Here is a 17,423-nt window from a genome sequence, read left to right on the forward strand (position 1 = left end):
CTAATATGAGCATGCAAGATCCTATTGCGGATATGTTAACCCGTATTCGTAACGGCCAAGCTGCTAACAAAGTATCTGTGAAGATGCCTTCTGCTAAGCTGAAAGTCGCTATCGCGAAACTGCTTAAAGAAGAAGGTTACATCGCTGATTACGCCGTAGCAGATGAAGCCAAGCCTGAACTGGAAATTACTTTAAAGTATTTCCAAGGCCAACCAGTCGTTGAGACTATCCAGCGCGTAAGCCGTCCTGGTCTTCGTATTTACAAAGGTAAAAACGAGTTACCAAAAGTGATGGGCGGACTGGGTGTCGCAATTGTGTCCACTTCTAAAGGCCTGATGACTGATCGTGCCGCCCGCCTTGCAGGCATGGGTGGCGAGGTTATCTGCTACGTAGCATAAGGAGCTAGGAATGTCTCGTGTAGCAAAAGCACCAGTATCTATTCCAGCTGGCGTAGAGGTGACCTTAAACGAACAGACCCTGACCGTCAAAGGCGCGAAAGGAAGTCTGACTCGAGTGATCAACAATGCGGTCAATGTTGTTATTGAAGATGGCGTGATCAAGTTCCTACCTGTTGAAGGCGCTGTTGGCGCTTGGGCACAGGCTGGTACCACACGTGCATTAGTAAACAACATGGTTGTTGGTGTATCTCAAGGTTTTGAGCGTAAGTTAAAGTTAGTTGGCGTTGGTTACCGTGCGAAGCTCGTCGGTTCTGACATTGACCTGACTTTAGGTTTCTCTCATCCGTTAGTACACAAACTGCCCGCAGGCGTTACTGCAGAGTGTCCAAGCCAAACTGACATCGTCCTACGTGGCGTTGATAAACAGTTAATTGGCCAAGTCGCTGCTGAGATTCGCGGATACCGTCCACCAGAGCCATATAAAGGCAAGGGTGTTCGCTATGACGACGAAGAAGTACGCCGTAAAGAGGCTAAGAAGAAGTAGGTAACGCGATATGGATAAGAAAACATCTCGCTTACGTCGCGCTATTCGCGCTCGTAAGAAGATCCAAGAGCTGGGCGTGAACCGTCTGGTTGTACATCGTACACCGCGTCACATTTATGCTCAGGTGATCAATCCTGAAGCTCAGGTGGTGGCAGCTGCTTCAACCGTGGAAAAAGCGGTTAAAGAGCAACTGAAGAGTACCGGTAACGTAGACGCGGCTAAAGCAGTAGGTAAATTTATTGCTGAACGCGCGATCGAGAAAGGCGTAACGACTGTTGCGTTCGATCGTTCTGGTTTCAAGTATCACGGTCGTGTAGCTGCTCTGGCAGATGCTGCTCGTGAAGCTGGCCTCCAGTTCTAAGGGGTTATAAAAATGGCTAAATTAGAAGCTCAGCAAAAAGACGATCTGCAAGAGAAATTAATTGCAGTTAATCGTGTTTCTAAAGTAGTTAAGGGCGGTCGTATCTTTAGCTTCACAGCACTAACAGTAGTGGGTGATGGTAACGGTAAGGTCGGCTATGGCTATGGTAAAGCGCGCGAAGTTCCAGCAGCGATTCAAAAAGCTATGGAAAAAGCCCGTCGTAACATGGTGACCGTTGAGTTGAATGCAGGCACTCTGCATCACCCAGTTAAAGGTCGTCATACTGGTTCACGTGTATACATGCAACCAGCATCACAGGGTACCGGTATTATCGCCGGTGGCGCAATGCGTGCCGTATTAGAAGTTGCAGGCGTTCATAACGTTCTGTCAAAAGCATACGGTTCTACTAACCCGATCAACATCGTTCGCGCGACTGTAGATGCTCTGGTGCACATGAAGTCACCTTCGCAAATCGCAGCTAAGCGTGGCCTGAATGTTGACGAAATTCGGGGGTAATGCACCATGGCAACTAAAACTGTAAAAGTTACTCAGACTAAAAGTGCTATCGGTCGTTTACCAAAGCACCGTGCGACCTTAACTGGTCTTGGTCTGCGTCGCATTGGTCACACTGTTGAATTAGAAGATACTCCTTCAGTTCGCGGTATGATCAACAAGGTCTACTACATGGTTAAGGTGGAGGATTAATAGATGCGTTTAAATACTCTATCTCCAGCTGCAGGCGCTAAGCATGCACCAAAGCGTGTAGGCCGTGGTATGGGTTCAGGTTTAGGTAAAACTGCTGGTCGTGGTCACAAAGGCCAAAAATCTCGTAGCGGTGGCGGTGTACGCCCAGGCTTCGAGGGTGGTCAAATGCCACTTAAGATCCGTTTACCTAAATTTGGTTTTACCTCGCGTCGCGCTATGGTAACAGCTGAAGTTCGTGTACTCGAACTAGCTAAAGTTAACGGTGATGTTATCGACTTAAACGCTCTGAAAGATGCGAACGTTATTACTCGCAACATCCAGTTTGCGAAAATCGTTCTTTCAGGTACCATTGAGCGCCCAGTGACCGTAAAAGGTCTGAAGGTAACCAAAGGTGCACGTGCAGCGATTGAAGCTGCTGGCGGTAAGATCGAGGAATAATACGTCGATGGCAAAACCAGGACTTGATTTAAAAAGCGCGAAAGGTGGACTTTCTGAGTTGAAAGCTCGCCTCCTGTTCGTGATTGGTGCGATTATCGTCTTTAGAGCCGGTTCGTTTGTGCCAATTCCTGGTATTGACGCAGCTGTATTAGCAGAGCTGTTTGCTCAGCAAAAAGGGACCATCCTGGGCATGTTTAACATGTTCTCGGGTGGTGCTCTTTCCCGTGCTTCTATCTTTGCATTAGGTATCATGCCGTATATTTCGGCGTCGATTATCATGCAGTTATTGACTGTTGTGCATCCTGCACTCGCTGAATTGAAAAAAGAAGGCGAGTCTGGACGTAAAAAAATCAGTCAGTATACACGTTGGGGTACGTTGGTGCTGGGTACATTCCAGTCGATCGGTATTGCAACAGGGTTACCAAACTTAGTCCCTGGCCTTGTGGTCAACATTGGATTCGGTTTCTACTTTGTAGCGGTTGTGAGCTTAGTAACAGGAACCATGTTCCTTATGTGGCTAGGTGAGCAAATTACCGAACGAGGTATAGGTAACGGTATCTCGATTTTAATTTTCGCAGGTATTGTTGCTGGATTACCTTCCGCTATCGGCCAAACGGCTGAGCAGGCGCGTCAAGGTGACCTGAATGTGTTAGTATTGTTGTTGCTCGCGGTAATTATTTTTGCTGTGACTTATTTCGTGGTGTTTGTAGAGCGTGGTCAACGTCGTATCGTTGTTAACTACGCTAAGCGCCAGCAAGGCCGTAAGGTGTTCGCTGCGCAATCTACTCACTTGCCGCTGAAAATAAACATGGCGGGTGTAATTCCCCCAATTTTTGCGTCAAGCATCATTTTGTTCCCAGGCACACTGGCTCAGTGGTTTGGTCAAAATGAGTCTATGTCATGGTTAAGTGATTTTTCACTGGCTGTGTCACCAGGACAACCGCTTTACTCATTATTGTATGCAGCAGCGATTATCTTCTTCTGTTTCTTCTATACTGCGTTGGTATTTAACCCACGTGAAACAGCAGATAACCTGAAGAAGAGTGGTGCATTCATCCCTGGGATCCGTCCTGGAGAACAGACTTCGCGTTACATTGATAAAGTAATGACTCGCCTGACATTAGCTGGCGCGTTATACATTACCTTTATCTGTTTAATTCCGGAGTTCATGTTAATTGCGTGGAAAGTACAGTTCTATTTTGGCGGTACTTCACTACTAATTATGGTAGTCGTAATCATGGACTTCATGGCTCAGGTTCAGACCCATATGATGTCACATCAGTATGAGTCTGTGATGAAGAAAGCTAACCTAGTAAACAAAGCGAACTTAGATCGCTTTGGTCGCTAAGTAGCTTTACGGAGTGATGAAATGAAAGTTCGAGCTTCCGTGAAGAAGATCTGCCGTAACTGCAAGATCGTCAAGCGTAGTGGCGTTGTACGCGTTATCTGTGTTGAACCAAAACACAAACAGCGTCAAGGCTAATAGAAAGATTGTTCAGCCCAATGTTGGGCTGAACAAAATATTGTTTGCAAATCTGTCAACTGTCGAGTATCCTTTCGGGCTTTTCGCAGTTGGCCTTTAACTTAAGGAGTGCATAGTGGCCCGTATCGCTGGCATTAACATTCCTGATCAAAAGCATACAGTCATCGCATTGACTGCAATTTTCGGCATCGGCCGTACTCGCGCTAGAGCAATCTGCGCGGCTACAGCAATTGCTGAAACTGCTAAGATCAAGGAATTGAGCGAAGCTCAAATCGACACCCTACGCGAAGAAGTTGCCAAATACTTAGTAGAAGGTGACTTACGTCGTGAGATTTCTATGAACATCAAGCGTCTTATGGATCTTGGTTGTTATCGTGGTCTCCGCCATCGTCGTAGCCTGCCTCTTCGTGGGCAACGTACTAAGACCAATGCGCGTACGCGTAAAGGTCCACGTAAACCAATCAAGAAGTAACGGGAAGGTAGACAATGGCTAAAGTTCCGTCACGTTCTCCGCGTAAGCGCGTACGTAAACAGGTTGCAGATGGCATGGCTCATATCCATGCTTCTTTCAACAACACAATTGTCACCATTACAGATCGTCAAGGTAATGCGTTGTCATGGGCTACTTCAGGTGGTTCAGGTTTCCGTGGTTCACGTAAATCTACTCCATTTGCTGCACAGGTAGCTGCTGAGCGTGCAGGTGCTGCTGCTCAAGACTACGGTTTAAAAAACCTTGAAGTGTTTGTGAAGGGTCCAGGTCCAGGTCGTGAATCAGCCATTCGTGCGCTGAACGCTGTTGGTTACAAAATTACCAACATTACCGATGTGACGCCGATCCCTCATAATGGTTGTCGTCCTCCTAAAAAGCGTCGTGTATAACGCGTTTCATTAGGATAGTTGGAGAAAGATCATGGCAAGATACTTGGGTCCCAAGCTCAAGCTCAGCCGCCGAGAAGGTACTGACCTTTTCTTAAAAAGCGGTGTGAGAGCAATCGATTCAAAGTGTAAACTGGAATCAGCACCTGGACAGCATGGCGCTCGTAAGCCACGTCTGTCAGAGTACGGTTTACAGTTACGCGAAAAACAAAAAGTTCGTCGTATTTACGGTGTGTTAGAAAAACAATTCCGTAACTACTACAAAGAGGCTGCACGTCTGAAAGGCAACACTGGTGAGAACCTGTTGCAACTTTTAGAAACTCGTTTAGATAACGTTGTTTATCGTATGGGTTTCGGTGCGACTCGTGCAGAATCACGTCAGCTAGTGAGCCATAAGTCAGTTATGGTAAACGGTCGTGTTGTTAACATTCCGTCATTCAAAGTGTCTGCGAATGATGTTGTAAGCATCCGTGAAAAGTCACGTACTCAAGCTCGTATCAAAGCAGCTTTAGAAGTGGCAGCTCAACGCGAGAAGCCTACATGGGTTGAAGTCGACAGCGCGAAAATGGAAGGTGCTTTCAAGCGTATTCCAGAACGTAGCGATTTGTCTGCGGAAATTAACGAACAGCTGATCGTCGAGCTTTACTCTAAGTAAGGCTAACAAACAAGAGAGGACACAATGCAGGGTTCTGTTACAGAATTTCTTAAACCGCGTCTCGTTGATATCGAGCAGGTTAACTCAACACGTGCCAAGGTTACTTTGGAACCGCTTGAGCGTGGTTTCGGCCACACTTTAGGTAACGCGTTGCGTCGCATCCTATTGTCGTCTATGCCCGGCTGCGCGGTTACCGAAGTCGAGATTGACGGCGTACTGCACGAATACAGCAGTAAGGAAGGCGTACAAGAAGATATCCTTGAAATCTTGCTGAACCTGAAAGGGTTAGCAGTGACTATCGAGGGTAAAGACGAGGCTATGCTTACATTAAGCAAGTCCGGCGCAGGCCCTGTCATCGCAGCAGATATCACGCATGATGGTGATGTCACTATCGTGAATCCTGATCATGTTATCTGTCATTTAACAGGTAACAATGATATCAGCATGCGTATTCGCGTTGAGCGTGGTCGTGGTTATGTGCCAGCATCTGCTCGTGCACAGACTGAAGACGATGATCGCCCAATCGGCCGCTTGCTGGTTGATGCTTCTTTCTCGCCAGTTGCACGTATTGCCTACAATGTAGAAGCAGCTCGTGTGGAACAGCGTACTGACTTGGATAAACTCGTTATCGATATGACCACTAACGGTACTATCGATCCTGAGGAAGCTATCCGTCGTTCTGCAACCATCTTAGCTGAACAGCTGGATGCGTTTGTTGAGCTGCGCGACGTGACTGAGCCAGAAATGAAAGAAGAGAAGCCGGAGTTCGATCCGATTCTGTTGCGTCCTGTCGACGATTTAGAGCTAACTGTACGTTCGGCTAACTGTTTGAAAGCCGAAGCGATTCATTACATCGGAGATCTGGTACAGCGTACTGAAGTTGAGCTGCTGAAGACCCCTAACTTAGGTAAGAAATCTCTTACTGAAATTAAGGACGTTTTAGCTTCTCGCGGACTGTCGTTAGGTATGCGTCTGGAAAACTGGCCTCCAGCTAGTTTAGCAGACGACCTATAAGTCTCAGGTTTGTACAGATTTAGGTTATAAGGATTAGGTCATGCGCCATCGTAAGAGTGGTCGTCAACTTAACCGCAACAGCAGCCACCGCCAAGCTATGTTCCGTAACATGGCAAGCTCACTGGTTCGTCATGAGATCATCAAGACAACCGTAGCTAAAGCGAAAGAACTGCGTCGCGTAGTTGAGCCTCTGATAACACTTGCTAAGAGTGACAGCGTTGCAAACCGTCGTTTAGCGTTTGCACGTACTCGCGACGCTGAAGTCGTAGGTAAGTTATTCACTGAATTGGGTCCACGTTACCAGGAACGTCCTGGTGGCTACACCCGTATCCTTAAGTGCGGTTTACGTGCTGGTGATAAAGCCCCAATGGCTTACATCGAGCTAGTAGGTCGTCCAGAAGCTGCTCAAGCTGTTGAAGTTGAAGCTGCTGAGTAATTAAGGTTACAAAGTTTGAAAAACCGGGCTCTAAGCCCGGTTTTTTGTTTTTAGCGCTTTTGGGTTAATCCACCCAAGTCGTTTGTTTTTCAATTTCCTTCGGCAATGTCAATTGCCATTTCTTCATCCCTGTGCGGCTAAATCGGTATTGCCCAAGATCGTCTGTTACCGGGAAGATGCTCTCAGGCTTCTCGCCGGCGAGAATGCGCTTTGCCATGTCAGCTGCGATGCTGCCGTGATGATAACCATCGAGCACATAACCACCGATATTACCGTTGGCATTAATACTAAATCCCCAGAAGCCAAAATTAGGCACTGGCGAATTACTTTCTATCCACGCTAATAATTGGTCGGCATTAACCGACTGATCCTGCTCATCTCTCACCGCATGATATAGGGCAACGACAATAGCGCTATAGCCATTATCTTTGGCGGATAACACCTGTTGCTGCCAGTCTTTTAGGCTTGCCAATTTCAGTATATGGATCTCGATATCACTTAGATGGCTGGTTTGGTGGTTGCTGATATAGTCTGCGGCGAGCTTAGAAGTATTGCTGTCATCGAATAGCACTAAAATTTTCCGGTGCTTTTGTGATGGTAGGACGCGCTGTAGTAATAACAGTGAGCGTTTCAGCAAGGGTCTCTCGAGTACGCCTGTAAAGCGCTTATAGTCGTTTAAATGGTATTGCCTAGGATTCATATTTACTCCTAGATAAACCACCGGAATTTGACTGGCATTGAGTCGTTCATGAAGATAATTGACGGCATTGTCGTCGGCAAGAATAACGAGTTGAGGTTGTTGCTGCACAATGAACTGCCAGGCTAACTCGGCGCGTTCGCCATAGCGCTCCTTAGGTAGCCGCTTGGTGTCCATTTCGAAATGCGTGACTTGATGTTCAGGTGTGAGTTTATCGAGTATGGCCTGATAATATTGTCTATCCCAAAGATAGCTCTGGTGATAGCTCTCAATCACCACGACCTTCGCGGCATAGAGCGTGGGAGAGATGCAGGCGAGAAGTAAGATAAGGAGTTGCCGCCATCTTCTTTGTTGTGGCTTTATTGGTTGCATACACAGTTTCCTGTGGGAATACTGCGTTAATTATAGTTCAGTCTCTGAGGGTGTTCGGCCAATAAAAAAGCCTCCGAAGAGGCTCTTTAGGTATTAACAGAGACGGGATAACAGCTATTGTGTTGCTGATTTCTGCTGGCTGTAATCTAGCTTCTCATGTTTTTGGCCCATGGCTTCGGCCACTTCTGGCGGCATGTAGTTTTCATCATGCTTTGCCAGAACCTCGGTCGCGGCCAACTTGCCGTCTTCCCCTAGTACGCCTTGCGCCACGATACCTTGTCCTTCACGGAACAGATCGGGCAGCAGATCGTCGTAGGTCACCATGATTTCGCCACCTAATGAATCGTGAACGGCAAATTGTACATGCAGGCTGTTTGGATCGCGTACCATAGAGCCGACCGTTACCATGCCGCCCACACGAATACGCTGACCCGCTTCGGGTTTAACGCCGGTGTCGGCCTTACCGTTAACGATTTCAGACGGGGTATAGAATAAGTTCAAGTTGGAGTTCAGCGCATACAGCAGTAGCGAAGCAATCGCGGCTACGCCACCGATCAATGCTATGGCTAACGTCAGTCTCTTTTTGCGTCTTGGGTTCACGATTTGGTACTCCTAGTTTCTTTGAGGCGCTCTTCGCGGTTCATCTTCTTCGCTATTTCAATTAGCACTTTGCGCTTTTGGCGCGCGCTGGTGATGATCAACGTCGATAAACAGAAGAAGGTCACGCCATAGGCAAGCCACACATAAAAGGCATAGCCGCCCATGTTAAAAAAATCACTGATAGAATCGAATTGCATTATTTGACCTCCTCAGCTTTGGCAAGTTCACGCACCCAAGGGCGCATGCCGTTTCTTGCTAAGATTTCTGCTCTAAATCTCACAATAGTGATAGCCCCTATCATAAGGCCGAAACCTAAAATATTGATTAAAAGTGGGTATAACATTTCACTCGACATAGTCGATTTAGAGGTAATTTTAATAGTTGATGGTTGATGCAGTGAGCTCCACCATTCCACAGAGTATTTGATGATCGGAATATTGATCACGCCAACGATCGCTAAGATCCCTGCTGCACGAGCTGCCAGCACTTTGTCTTCAAAGGAGGCATAGAGCGAGATCACACCTAAATAAAGGAAGAGTAGTACTAATTCAGACGTTAGACGCGCATCCCATACCCACCAAGTTCCCCACATGGGTTTACCCCAAGCGGCGCCAGTAAACAGTGCGATAAAGGTAATTACCGCGCCAATGGGTGCAATAGAAGCCGCTGCCCAGTCAGCCAGTTTAACTTGCCATACTAGGCCGATAAATGCGGCTGTCGCCATGCCCATGTAGGCAGCCATTGACATCGAAGCTGCTGGTACATGGATAAAGATAATTCGGTAGCTATCACCTTGTTGATAATCCGTTGGGGCAAACATCAATCCCCATACAGTGCCGACGGTAATAAAAAGACAGGCCAAGGTGGCAAACCATGGAAATAATGTTCCTGATAACTTGTAAGCGCGTTCAGGATCCGCGTAAGGGTGTAACCATTTCCACATTTTAGTTAGTACTCACTCGCAGAGATGCACCAATTGCAAAGGGTGCTAAGGTTAACGAACCGATCAACATGGCGCCAATTATAGCGAGCTGACCATCATAGGGTAAATTCATTCCTGCAGCATCAATGGCGCTGGTCGCAAAAATCAGCACAGGAATATAAAGTGGTAAAATAAGCAGACTCAGCAACACGCCGCCTTTACGCAGACCCACAGTTAGGGCCACACCAATTGCGCCCAAGAGAGATAAAACTGGTGTGCCTAGTGTAAGTGTTGCAATCAGTGCACCATAACTGTTGGTGTCTAAATTGAGCAGCACCGCCAGCAGTGGCGCGATAATAATGAGTGGCACGCCAGTCAGTAGCCAGTGGGCTAATACTTTGGCTAACACTAAAACCGATAGTGGCTGTGGGCTGAGTAGCATTTGCTCTAAGCTGCCATCGCTAAAGTCGGCTTTAAATAAACGCTCGAGTGAAAGCATAGATGCGAGTAATGCCGCAACCCAAATAATCCCTGGGGCAATACGGGCTAGCATTTGTGGTTCAGGACCTATACCGAGTGGGAATAATGTGACTACCATGATGAAGAATAACAAGGGATTAAAGATATCGCCGCGGTGACGAATGGCGATTTTTAGATCCCGTTGTAGTAAGGTGAAAAACGCTGTAGTAAAGCTGATGCCTCTTTTCATTATGCCAAACCTTATACGAAGCGATAATCTAGACGAATTTTACGAAGCCTATCATCTTTGATAATGCCCATATCTTGGTGAGTGGTGAGGATCACGCAGCCACCATTATCCGCATGTTGAATAAATAATTGTTCAAGCTCTTCGACACCTCTTTTATCGATTGCGGTAAAAGGCTCATCGAGGATCCACACTTTACAGTCATTGTGCCAGAGTCTGGCTAATGCTGTACGGCGGTGTTGACCAGCGGATAAATGCCCGGCGAGTGCTTCCTCAAACCCGGCTAAATTCACTTTAGCGAGAATGGCGGAAGTATCGAAATCATCATAGCCACTGATTCTTAAATTGAAGTTAAGGTTTTCTTCAGCGGTTAATTCGGATTTCACCCCGGCAAGATGGCCTAAATACAATAGGTCTTCGTTATATTCGTCGCGGCAACGGTTAATATCTTCATTGAGATAAAAAGTTTGTCCAGCGTAGGGACGAGATAAGCCTGCCAATATACGTAATAAACTGGTTTTGCCGGCGCCATTTGGGCCTTCGATCTGGACGATATCGCCAGCATTAATATCAAAACTTAATTCATCAAACAGGATGCGTTCTTCGCGGATACATGTCAGCTTGCTCGCCGATACCAGTGTGTTTACTGAAGTTATATTTGTCACTGAACCCTCTATCTCAAGCCGGAAGGAAACACAAGTGATTCTAACACAAACGATATTGCGGGGTTTACACTTGCTTAATACTAGATGTCAGCAATTTGATGTGGTTCCAATAACCGCAATATTTCTCGAACTAATCGAACTTTTTTAATACTTGCTAATATATTAACGAATTTGTCACGCTTGTCGCCTTATATCATTTGTGCTGAGATTCTAATCACAAAAAGATGAGATTTATTGAAGTTTGTAGTAATCTTAGTTCGCTATAATGAGTCTGCCTCAAAGGGCAGCGAGAGCTTTGTACGTATTTGCATTAGGAACATTGAACATGAAAAAACTGTTAGCAATGACTGCAGTCGCTGCTTTGACTATGTCAGTCAACGTTTCAGCTCAAGATGCTGAAGCTATTTTCAACAAGGCATGTACCGTATGCCACAGCATGGGTGTTGCTGGTGCTCCAAAGGCGCACAACGCTGCTGAGTGGGAACCACGCTTAGCAAAAGGTATGGACACTCTGTTGCACAGTGTAAAAACTGGCTTAAACGCAATGCCACCAGGTGGTATGTGTACTGATTGTACTGACGAAGATTACAAAGCAGCTATCGAGTTTATGTCTAAAGCTCAGTAATTTTTGCAGTGTTAAAAAAACCGGCATCAGCCGGTTTTTTTATGTCTGCGCTAAGCCGAAGCTTAGCGCTAGGTGCGGATAACTTATTGTACTTGGGTATCTAACACTAAGCTTGCAGTATCACCCACATTCACTTTGCTGACCTTGCCTTGAATATCACCTGCTTGAGGTTTGATATTGCCATGCTTAGACAACACCGCAATCACTTCAACACTCGCAGTTTGGCTCAGTTTCACATCGCCGCCCATACCCGTGCTGTCATCGAGAGTTACTGTTACAGGTAAAGATTTTGCGCTCACCTTAGTTGCCGCTAATGGCACTTTAGGACCTTCAGTCGCGCGGGCGAAGACGAAGATAGTGTCATCTGGGCCAGCTTGTGCGGCCAGTTCGGGTGAAATTGAAATCGCAATGCTCACAGACTTAGTCGCAACTTTTGCCTGCTTATGTACGTCATCGTTAGGCATGCCAGCGGTTTCGCCTTGCATACGTAGGTTGGCTGTTTCAATCGCATTCATCAGTGCGGCGCGGTCTACATCGGTGCGGTCGCTGCTTAGAATGGTCTGCCATGAATCGATGGCTTTTTGATAGTTAGCTGTGAAGAAAGCATCCATACCTACGAGCAGTAAGGTCGATGGATCCTGTGGATCTAATGCTAAGGATTCATCGATCAGGGCTTGAATCTGTGGCGTCATTTGCTGACCGGCTTTGTAGTACAGTGCGGTCGCTTTCGGGCCTAACAGTTCTGCATGCTTACCGACTAAGTCCATGACTTTATCGAACGCAGCAACGGCTTTATCGAACTGGTTAGCTGAAATATAAGCATGACCCAGACTGAACCAAGCTTGGCTGTTTTCTGGCTCGGATTGTACTTGAGCTTCCATCATCTGTACGCGCTGCGCCATGATTTGCGCCGCGTCCATACCCGCATGTGGATTCGCTGGCTGAGTGTTACCAATATTCTCAAAGGCGCCCAAGTGCTGATAGAGATAACCTGAGATCGCAATCAAGCAGACAGACATGACGGATGGCCACAGTATGCTCTTAGGTTTGATCTGGTTGACGAGTGAATCATCGCTCGCTTGTTTGATGTCTTGGAGTAGGCTAATTTCTAGCTCTTTCTTCAGTGCATCAAATTCAGCTTGGTCGAGCAGTTCTTCATTGAGTTCTTTCTCAAGCGTGGCAAGACGTTCATTGAACAATTCAAGGTTAGTTTGTCTGCGAACGCCGGCTTCTTCAGTGCGTAACAACTTTTGCTGTCTGAAATGCGGGATCCAGATCAGCAGTAAGCTGACCAACACAACAAGCGCAATAAAAATCCAAAATGTCGTCATTGTTTCTATATTCACTTTAGTTTGCATAAAAGCGGTTGTTACCGCCGGCTTGGAAGCAAGATTATACGTAAAGATTATTCATTGAACAGTAATATAAGACCATCATTGCAGTGAAAACTGAGAGTTGGGCACTGGTTCACAAATTGATCCATCTAGTAAATTTTGTATGAAACTTAAGGCTCATTTATCTGTCACATGCAAAACTGTAGGCCTGTGGTGGCAACATTTAGTCAAAAACTGAGAATGAGACAAGTCACCCAGTTTTGTATGAAATAGGCAGACAGGAACAATAGCAAATACTAAAATGAACCAAATTTCGTGCATTTGTGTGAACAGCATGTTGTGCGTTGATCTAGAGTCTTTCTAAATCAACATATTATTAGAGACTGAGGAAAACCCATGATCCCAGAACTTGGACACTTTTCGCTGATTATAGGAGTGGCATTCGCCTTCTTATTAGTCAGCGTTCCCCTTATAGGTGTTGCCCGTAAAGACCAATATCTAGTGAGGTATGCTTGGCCGTTAACCTACGGAATGTTCTTCTTTATCGCTTTATCCGTAGTATCTCTTGGTTACAGCTTTGCCGTTGATGACTTCTCCGTTGCCTATGTGGCACATCACTCGAATTCCCAGTTACCTATCTTCTTTAAGATTGCGGCCGTATGGGGCGGTCATGAAGGGTCACTGCTGTTCTGGGTGTTTGCACTATCGACCTGGGCGGCTTCAGTTGCCTTATTCAGTAAAGGCTTAGAAGAAGTGTTCACCGCTAGGGTACTGGCGGTACTTGCATTGATCGTGATTGGCTTCAGCTTATTTATGCTGCTCACATCTAGCCCATTTGAACGCCTATTCCCAATGCCGGCCGAAGGTCGCGACTTAAACCCAATGCTGCAGGACGTGGGCTTAATCTTCCACCCACCAATGTTGTACTTAGGTTATGTTGGTTTCTCGGTGAGTTTTGCCTTCGCGATTGCCGCTCTCATGAGTGGTCACCTTGACTCTGCGTGGGCGCGTTGGTCACGTCCTTGGACGTTAGCCGCTTGGATTTTCCTCACGGGCGGTATTGCTTTAGGTTCTTGGTGGGCATACTACGAATTAGGCTGGGGTGGCTGGTGGTTCTGGGATCCCGTCGAAAACGCCTCCTTTATGCCTTGGTTGGTGGGCACGGCATTAGTGCATTCGCTGATCGTGACCGAAAAACGTGGTGCGTTCCGTAACTGGACCGTATTACTGTCTATCTTCGCTTTCTCATTAAGCTTACTCGGTACCTTTATTGTACGTTCGGGTGTACTGACCTCTGTGCACTCCTTCGCAGCCGATCCAAGCCGCGGTATGTTTATTCTGTTGCTGCTTGGTTTAGCCATCGGCGGCTCGCTCACGCTGTTTGCCTTCCGCGCCAGTGAAATGAGCAGCCCTGCACGTTTCGAGCTGAAATCAAAAGAAACCATGCTGTTAGTCTGTAACGTGTTACTCACGGTTGCTGCGGGTACAGTGTTATTAGGTACTTTATATCCACTGCTGATCGATGCATTAGGCATGGGTAAGATTTCTGTTGGGCCTCCATACTTCAACGCTGTGTTTGTGCCTATCGTTCTTGTACTGTTTGGCTTTATGGGTGTCGGTCCAATCATCCGTTGGAAGAAATCCAAAGCAGGTGAGCTCAAGCGCCAATTATTGGTGCCAGCTTTAGTCTCGGCAGCGATTGGTATCGTGACACCGTTTATTGTCGATGGTGCCTTTAACGCTTGGGTTGCCTGTGGTATCGCTGCAGCCGCTTGGATTGTGTTGGCAACTGCAAGAGCCGCTTACAATATCGTTAAGCCAAAAGACGGCGAAGTGAGCGTGGCGCGTATGGGGCGTAGCCAATTGGGTATGATTTTGGCCCACTTAGGTATTGCCGTGTCAGTGATCGGTGCCACTATGGTGTCGAACTACTCGATTGAGAAGAGTGTGCGTATGGGGCCTGGCGTGAGCCAAGAGCTTGCGGGCTACACCTTCAAATATCTTGAGACTAAGAACGTGGTTGGTCCTAACTACACCGCGCAGCAAGGTCAAATTGAGATCTACAAAGGCGATAAATTGCTGACCTTACTCAAGCCCGATCGTCGCCAATACAATGTGCGTACCATGGATATGACCGAAGCTGGTATCGATTGGGGTCTGTTCCGTGACTTATATGTCACCATGGGCGATCCAATCAGCAGCACTGAATTTGCTGTGCGCTTGAACTACAAACCTTTTGTTCGTTGGTTATGGTTTGGAGCAATATTCATGATGGTCGGTGGTTTCTTTGCCGCATCGGATAAACGCTATCGCTCAAAAGTGGCCGCTACGGTTAAGCCACAAGCTGAAAAAGCGAAATTAGCTACCGCGCAATAATTGGGGAATGTATGAAGAAGTTGGTTCTGTTTATCCCATTAGTCATCTTTCTTGGCATGGGGGTATTTTTATACAAAGGATTGTTTTTAAATCCACAGAAACTGGATTCAGCTCTGGAAGGAAAGCCGATCCCGGCTTTCCAACTGGAACGTCTCGAAACACCAAGCGAGATGATTACCAATGAGCAACTGAAAGGTAAAGTGTCACTACTTAACGTATGGGCCACTTGGTGCCCATCTTGTAAGTATGAGCATCCTTTCTTAGTCATGCTGAAACGCCAAAATATTCTGCCTATCTACGGGATTAACTACCGCGATGAGCGTATTCCCGCACTGGAAGAATTGAAACGTCAAGGCGACCCATACCATATCAACATCTTCGATAAGGATGGACGCTTAGGGTTAGATTTGGGTGTGTATGGCGCGCCAGAAAGCTTTATTGTCGATCATAAAGGTATTATTCGCTTCCGTTACGCGGGTCCAATCGACCAACGCGTGTGGAGCGAAACTCTGTACCCTATGATCCAACAATTACAAGCTGAAGCGGCGAAGGATGGTGCAGCGTGAAAACTCTGACAAAAATCATCGGTGGTTTAGTATTGTTGCTGAGTATGGCAACAACGGCGATGGCGACACCTGTCGATACCTACGAGTTTAAATCGCCAGAAAACCAAAAACGCGGTCTATCACTGGCCCATGAGTTGCGTTGCCCGCAATGTCAAAACCAAAACCTGATCGACTCTAACTCACCCGTTGCCCGAGATCTGCGTCTTGAAGTCTACAAGATGGTCGATGAAGGCAAGGGCGATGATGAGATCATCGAGTTTATGACCAGCCGTTATGGTGAGTTTGTCCTCTACAAACCGAAAATGGAAACCAAAACCTATATTCTTTGGTTAGGTCCAGTAGGTTTGTTGCTGCTCGGTCTTATCATTGGTTTCATCTTTATCCGCAAGCAGCGCATCGGTGGCACGACCGAGCCTGAAATCAGCGCCGAAGATCAAAAAGCGCTTGATGCTCTATTAAAGCGTGATAATAAATGAAGTCATTTGCCTTAGCTGCAATCCTAGCGAGTCTGTCTGTTGCCTTTGCTGGTGGTGCTCAAGCGTACCCTGGCATGCAGCAGGCAAATAAGCCGATAGAGTCGACTGTCGATCTGATTAACGTTTTGCCAAAAACTTATCCTATCGAACCCGTTGCCTTTAGTGACGTCGATGGCAAGGCTATCGATTTCAGCCAATACAAAGGCAAAGTCGTGATGGTGAACATGTGGGCGACTTGGTGTCCTCCCTGTGTCAGAGAGTTACCAGCGATTGAACGATTGGCGACAAAGTTTAAAGCGGAAGAGTTTGCACTATTACCTATTTCTATCGATGCGGATGGCAAACAGCAAGTTCAGCCGTTTCTAACCTCATTAGGCATGGCGAACTTTAACTCCTACTACGATCCTGAACAAAACCTCGGGCAAGTGTTTCCATTAGATACTATCCCCGCGACCTTTATTCTCGATCAAAACGGCCAATTGATCGCGTTTGTGCGATCATTTGTCGACTGGGATGACGCAAAAGCCGTATCGCTGATCCAAGGTTTTATCGATAAAGGCGCGAAAAAGCTGAATTAAGCAGCAGATTGCACGTAAATAGAACGCTATTGTAGAAAAGATCGCCATGCGATCTTTTTTCTTTTAAAAAGCACTTGCGTAAAAAGTTCTGCTGCCTATAATGCGCATCCACTGACACGGCAGACAGCGAAAGCGAACGCAGTATCAGTCAGAATCGAATGCAAAATGTGCAGTTGATTCGAAAGCCTCAAGAAGTTTGTAAAAACGCCTTGACGCGATAAGGGAAATGCGTAGAATACGCAGCCCTGACCCGCTGAGCGGTAACGCGAAAGCTGAGGTCAAATGCTCTTTAACAATCTAAACAAGAAATCTGTGTGGACACTCACAGGTGTTGAGTTAATCGAAATTACTCTGCCGTTTGGCGAGTAATCAAAATTTAAATCAATGAATGAGTGTTCATAGCAATATGTACAACGACTTATTAAGTTAAGTCGATTCAGAATTCATTGAGCCGAATCTTCGGATTCACAAAACTTTTAATTGAAGAGTTTGATCATGGCTCAGATTGAACGCTGGCGGCAGGCCTAACACATGCAAGTCGAGCGGCAGCACAAGGGAGTTTACTCCTGAGGTGGCGAGCGGCGGACGGGTGAGTA

Annotated in this window: 25 protein-coding genes and 1 rRNA gene; 19 read left to right on the plus strand and 7 right to left on the minus strand. The window is 46.6% G+C overall.

The features are described from left to right. Positions 1-5: 5 nt before the first annotated feature. The 13 genes from rpsH (at position 6) to rplQ (ending at position 6,910) form a co-directional block, all read left to right on the plus strand. Entirely contained in the window at positions 6-398 is a 393-nt protein-coding gene (gene rpsH, locus CBX96_RS20805; RefSeq protein ID WP_007644434.1) for a 30S ribosomal protein S8, read from the plus strand. 10 nt (positions 399-408) lie between these two features. Further along, positions 409-942 (plus strand): 50S ribosomal protein L6, encoded by a 534-nt coding sequence (gene rplF / locus CBX96_RS20810; RefSeq protein WP_011715466.1) that lies wholly within the window; start codon positions 409-411, stop codon positions 940-942. A 10-nt stretch (positions 943-952) separates the two neighbouring features. Continuing rightward, a complete protein-coding gene (rplR, locus tag CBX96_RS20815; protein ID WP_011715467.1) occupies positions 953-1,303 on the plus strand; it encodes a 50S ribosomal protein L18 in 351 nt (116 codons plus the stop codon). Between the two features lie 12 nt (positions 1,304-1,315). Next, positions 1,316-1,819, plus strand: coding sequence for a 30S ribosomal protein S5 (gene rpsE, locus CBX96_RS20820; RefSeq protein ID WP_007644438.1), 504 nt, complete (start codon positions 1,316-1,318; stop codon positions 1,817-1,819). A gap of 6 nt (positions 1,820-1,825) precedes the next feature. After that, positions 1,826-2,008 (plus strand): 50S ribosomal protein L30, encoded by a 183-nt coding sequence (gene rpmD, locus CBX96_RS20825; RefSeq protein WP_007644440.1) that lies wholly within the window; start codon positions 1,826-1,828, stop codon positions 2,006-2,008. Positions 2,009-2,011: 3 nt separating this feature from the next. Then, on the plus strand, positions 2,012-2,446 hold the full coding sequence (gene rplO / locus CBX96_RS20830; protein WP_011070628.1) for a 50S ribosomal protein L15: 435 nt from the start codon (positions 2,012-2,014) through the stop codon (positions 2,444-2,446). A gap of 7 nt (positions 2,447-2,453) precedes the next feature. Further along, positions 2,454-3,794 carry a preprotein translocase subunit SecY gene (gene secY, locus CBX96_RS20835; protein ID WP_011621032.1) on the plus strand — a complete coding sequence of 447 codons (1,341 nt, stop codon included), beginning with the start codon at positions 2,454-2,456 and terminating at the stop codon, positions 3,792-3,794. Between the two features lie 21 nt (positions 3,795-3,815). Beyond that, complete coding sequence (rpmJ, locus tag CBX96_RS20840) at positions 3,816-3,929, plus strand: 50S ribosomal protein L36 (RefSeq protein ID WP_006083579.1); 114 nt, start codon at positions 3,816-3,818, stop codon at positions 3,927-3,929. A gap of 115 nt (positions 3,930-4,044) precedes the next feature. Beyond that, complete coding sequence (gene rpsM / locus CBX96_RS20845) at positions 4,045-4,401, plus strand: 30S ribosomal protein S13 (protein WP_089066698.1); 357 nt, start codon at positions 4,045-4,047, stop codon at positions 4,399-4,401. Positions 4,402-4,415: 14 nt separating this feature from the next. After that, positions 4,416-4,808 (plus strand): 30S ribosomal protein S11, encoded by a 393-nt coding sequence (gene rpsK, locus CBX96_RS20850; RefSeq protein ID WP_006083577.1) that lies wholly within the window; start codon positions 4,416-4,418, stop codon positions 4,806-4,808. Positions 4,809-4,839: 31 nt separating this feature from the next. Beyond that, the gene (gene rpsD, locus CBX96_RS20855) at positions 4,840-5,460 is read left to right on the plus strand and encodes a 30S ribosomal protein S4 (protein ID WP_011070631.1); all 621 of its coding nucleotides are present in this window, start codon (positions 4,840-4,842) and stop codon (positions 5,458-5,460) included. A gap of 24 nt (positions 5,461-5,484) precedes the next feature. Continuing rightward, on the plus strand, positions 5,485-6,474 hold the full coding sequence (locus CBX96_RS20860) for a DNA-directed RNA polymerase subunit alpha (RefSeq protein ID WP_011070632.1): 990 nt from the start codon (positions 5,485-5,487) through the stop codon (positions 6,472-6,474). A 40-nt stretch (positions 6,475-6,514) separates the two neighbouring features. Then, positions 6,515-6,910, plus strand: coding sequence for a 50S ribosomal protein L17 (gene rplQ / locus CBX96_RS20865; protein ID WP_011621033.1), 396 nt, complete (start codon positions 6,515-6,517; stop codon positions 6,908-6,910). 64 nt (positions 6,911-6,974) lie between these two features. Here the strand turns inward: rplQ and CBX96_RS20870 are convergent, their stop codons facing one another. From CBX96_RS20870 to ccmA, 6 genes are all read right to left on the minus strand, one after another. Next, entirely contained in the window at positions 6,975-7,979 is a 1,005-nt protein-coding gene (locus CBX96_RS20870) for an ABC transporter substrate-binding protein (RefSeq protein ID WP_109287941.1), read from the minus strand. A gap of 114 nt (positions 7,980-8,093) precedes the next feature. Further along, on the minus strand, positions 8,094-8,579 hold the full coding sequence (gene ccmE / locus CBX96_RS20875; protein ID WP_109287942.1) for a cytochrome c maturation protein CcmE: 486 nt from the start codon (positions 8,577-8,579) through the stop codon (positions 8,094-8,096). After that, on the minus strand, positions 8,576-8,776 hold the full coding sequence (ccmD, locus tag CBX96_RS20880; RefSeq protein WP_011621036.1) for a heme exporter protein CcmD: 201 nt from the start codon (positions 8,774-8,776) through the stop codon (positions 8,576-8,578). The genes ccmE and ccmD overlap by 4 nt, the downstream gene beginning before the upstream one ends. Further along, the gene (locus tag CBX96_RS20885) at positions 8,776-9,522 is read right to left on the minus strand and encodes a heme ABC transporter permease (protein WP_011621037.1); all 747 of its coding nucleotides are present in this window, start codon (positions 9,520-9,522) and stop codon (positions 8,776-8,778) included. Before CBX96_RS20885 ends, ccmD begins: the two co-directional genes overlap by 1 nt. A gap of 1 nt (position 9,523) precedes the next feature. Continuing rightward, positions 9,524-10,210, minus strand: a complete 687-nt coding sequence (gene ccmB / locus CBX96_RS20890; protein WP_023265614.1) for a heme exporter protein CcmB — start codon at positions 10,208-10,210, stop codon at positions 9,524-9,526. An 11-nt stretch (positions 10,211-10,221) separates the two neighbouring features. Then, positions 10,222-10,872, minus strand: coding sequence for a cytochrome c biogenesis heme-transporting ATPase CcmA (ccmA, locus tag CBX96_RS20895; RefSeq protein ID WP_086904164.1), 651 nt, complete (start codon positions 10,870-10,872; stop codon positions 10,222-10,224). A gap of 325 nt (positions 10,873-11,197) precedes the next feature. Here ccmA and CBX96_RS20900 point away from each other — a divergent pair, with 325 nt between their 5' ends. Further along, positions 11,198-11,497 (plus strand): cytochrome c5 family protein, encoded by a 300-nt coding sequence (locus tag CBX96_RS20900; RefSeq protein WP_011621040.1) that lies wholly within the window; start codon positions 11,198-11,200, stop codon positions 11,495-11,497. An 83-nt stretch (positions 11,498-11,580) separates the two neighbouring features. On the opposite strand, the gene ccmI is transcribed toward CBX96_RS20900, so the two are convergent. Then, positions 11,581-12,828 (minus strand): c-type cytochrome biogenesis protein CcmI, encoded by a 1,248-nt coding sequence (gene ccmI / locus CBX96_RS20905; protein ID WP_109287943.1) that lies wholly within the window; start codon positions 12,826-12,828, stop codon positions 11,581-11,583. Between the two features lie 399 nt (positions 12,829-13,227). Here ccmI and CBX96_RS20910 point away from each other — a divergent pair, with 399 nt between their 5' ends. The 5 genes from CBX96_RS20910 to CBX96_RS20930 all read left to right on the plus strand — a co-directional run. Next, the gene (locus CBX96_RS20910; RefSeq protein WP_109287944.1) at positions 13,228-15,207 is read left to right on the plus strand and encodes a heme lyase CcmF/NrfE family subunit; all 1,980 of its coding nucleotides are present in this window, start codon (positions 13,228-13,230) and stop codon (positions 15,205-15,207) included. Between the two features lie 11 nt (positions 15,208-15,218). After that, the gene (locus CBX96_RS20915; RefSeq protein WP_109287945.1) at positions 15,219-15,773 is read left to right on the plus strand and encodes a DsbE family thiol:disulfide interchange protein; all 555 of its coding nucleotides are present in this window, start codon (positions 15,219-15,221) and stop codon (positions 15,771-15,773) included. Continuing rightward, on the plus strand, positions 15,770-16,249 hold the full coding sequence (gene nrfF, locus CBX96_RS20920; RefSeq protein ID WP_011621044.1) for a heme lyase NrfEFG subunit NrfF: 480 nt from the start codon (positions 15,770-15,772) through the stop codon (positions 16,247-16,249). Before CBX96_RS20915 ends, nrfF begins: the two co-directional genes overlap by 4 nt. Further along, positions 16,246-16,827 carry a TlpA disulfide reductase family protein gene (locus tag CBX96_RS20925; protein ID WP_109287946.1) on the plus strand — a complete coding sequence of 194 codons (582 nt, stop codon included), beginning with the start codon at positions 16,246-16,248 and terminating at the stop codon, positions 16,825-16,827. The genes nrfF and CBX96_RS20925 overlap by 4 nt, the downstream gene beginning before the upstream one ends. A 477-nt stretch (positions 16,828-17,304) precedes the next feature. Beyond that, positions 17,305-17,423 (plus strand): 16S ribosomal RNA (locus tag CBX96_RS20930); the annotation flags it as partial.

It is taken from the genome of Shewanella sp. BC20 (genome assembly GCF_003129585.1).
GTDB lineage: Bacteria > Pseudomonadota > Gammaproteobacteria > Enterobacterales > Shewanellaceae > Shewanella > Shewanella seohaensis.

What these genes read in the sequence shown, in the direction of transcription:
- rpsH (WP_007644434.1), top strand. Translation starts at nt 6, where the DNA reads ATGAGCATGCAAGATCCTATTGCGGATATGTTAACCCGTATTCGTAAC.
- rplF (WP_011715466.1), top strand. Translation starts at nt 409, where the DNA reads ATGTCTCGTGTAGCAAAAGCACCAGTATCTATTCCAGCTGGCGTAGAG.
- rplR (WP_011715467.1), top strand. Translation starts at nt 953, where the DNA reads ATGGATAAGAAAACATCTCGCTTACGTCGCGCTATTCGCGCTCGTAAG.
- rpsE (WP_007644438.1), top strand. Translation starts at nt 1,316, where the DNA reads ATGGCTAAATTAGAAGCTCAGCAAAAAGACGATCTGCAAGAGAAATTA.
- rpmD (WP_007644440.1), top strand. Translation starts at nt 1,826, where the DNA reads ATGGCAACTAAAACTGTAAAAGTTACTCAGACTAAAAGTGCTATCGGT.
- rplO (WP_011070628.1), top strand. Translation starts at nt 2,012, where the DNA reads ATGCGTTTAAATACTCTATCTCCAGCTGCAGGCGCTAAGCATGCACCA.
- secY (WP_011621032.1), top strand. Translation starts at nt 2,454, where the DNA reads ATGGCAAAACCAGGACTTGATTTAAAAAGCGCGAAAGGTGGACTTTCT.
- rpmJ (WP_006083579.1), top strand. Translation starts at nt 3,816, where the DNA reads ATGAAAGTTCGAGCTTCCGTGAAGAAGATCTGCCGTAACTGCAAGATC.
- rpsK (WP_006083577.1), top strand. Translation starts at nt 4,416, where the DNA reads ATGGCTAAAGTTCCGTCACGTTCTCCGCGTAAGCGCGTACGTAAACAG.
- rpsD (WP_011070631.1), top strand. Translation starts at nt 4,840, where the DNA reads ATGGCAAGATACTTGGGTCCCAAGCTCAAGCTCAGCCGCCGAGAAGGT.
- CBX96_RS20860 (WP_011070632.1), top strand. Translation starts at nt 5,485, where the DNA reads ATGCAGGGTTCTGTTACAGAATTTCTTAAACCGCGTCTCGTTGATATC.
- rplQ (WP_011621033.1), top strand. Translation starts at nt 6,515, where the DNA reads ATGCGCCATCGTAAGAGTGGTCGTCAACTTAACCGCAACAGCAGCCAC.
- CBX96_RS20870 (WP_109287941.1), bottom strand. Translation starts at nt 7,979, where the DNA reads ATGCAACCAATAAAGCCACAACAAAGAAGATGGCGGCAACTCCTTATC.
- ccmD (WP_011621036.1), bottom strand. Translation starts at nt 8,776, where the DNA reads ATGCAATTCGATTCTATCAGTGATTTTTTTAACATGGGCGGCTATGCC.
- CBX96_RS20885 (WP_011621037.1), bottom strand. Translation starts at nt 9,522, where the DNA reads ATGTGGAAATGGTTACACCCTTACGCGGATCCTGAACGCGCTTACAAG.
- ccmB (WP_023265614.1), bottom strand. Translation starts at nt 10,210, where the DNA reads ATGAAAAGAGGCATCAGCTTTACTACAGCGTTTTTCACCTTACTACAA.
- CBX96_RS20900 (WP_011621040.1), top strand. Translation starts at nt 11,198, where the DNA reads ATGAAAAAACTGTTAGCAATGACTGCAGTCGCTGCTTTGACTATGTCA.
- ccmI (WP_109287943.1), bottom strand. Translation starts at nt 12,828, where the DNA reads ATGACGACATTTTGGATTTTTATTGCGCTTGTTGTGTTGGTCAGCTTA.
- CBX96_RS20910 (WP_109287944.1), top strand. Translation starts at nt 13,228, where the DNA reads ATGATCCCAGAACTTGGACACTTTTCGCTGATTATAGGAGTGGCATTC.
- CBX96_RS20915 (WP_109287945.1), top strand. Translation starts at nt 15,219, where the DNA reads ATGAAGAAGTTGGTTCTGTTTATCCCATTAGTCATCTTTCTTGGCATG.
- CBX96_RS20925 (WP_109287946.1), top strand. Translation starts at nt 16,246, where the DNA reads ATGAAGTCATTTGCCTTAGCTGCAATCCTAGCGAGTCTGTCTGTTGCC.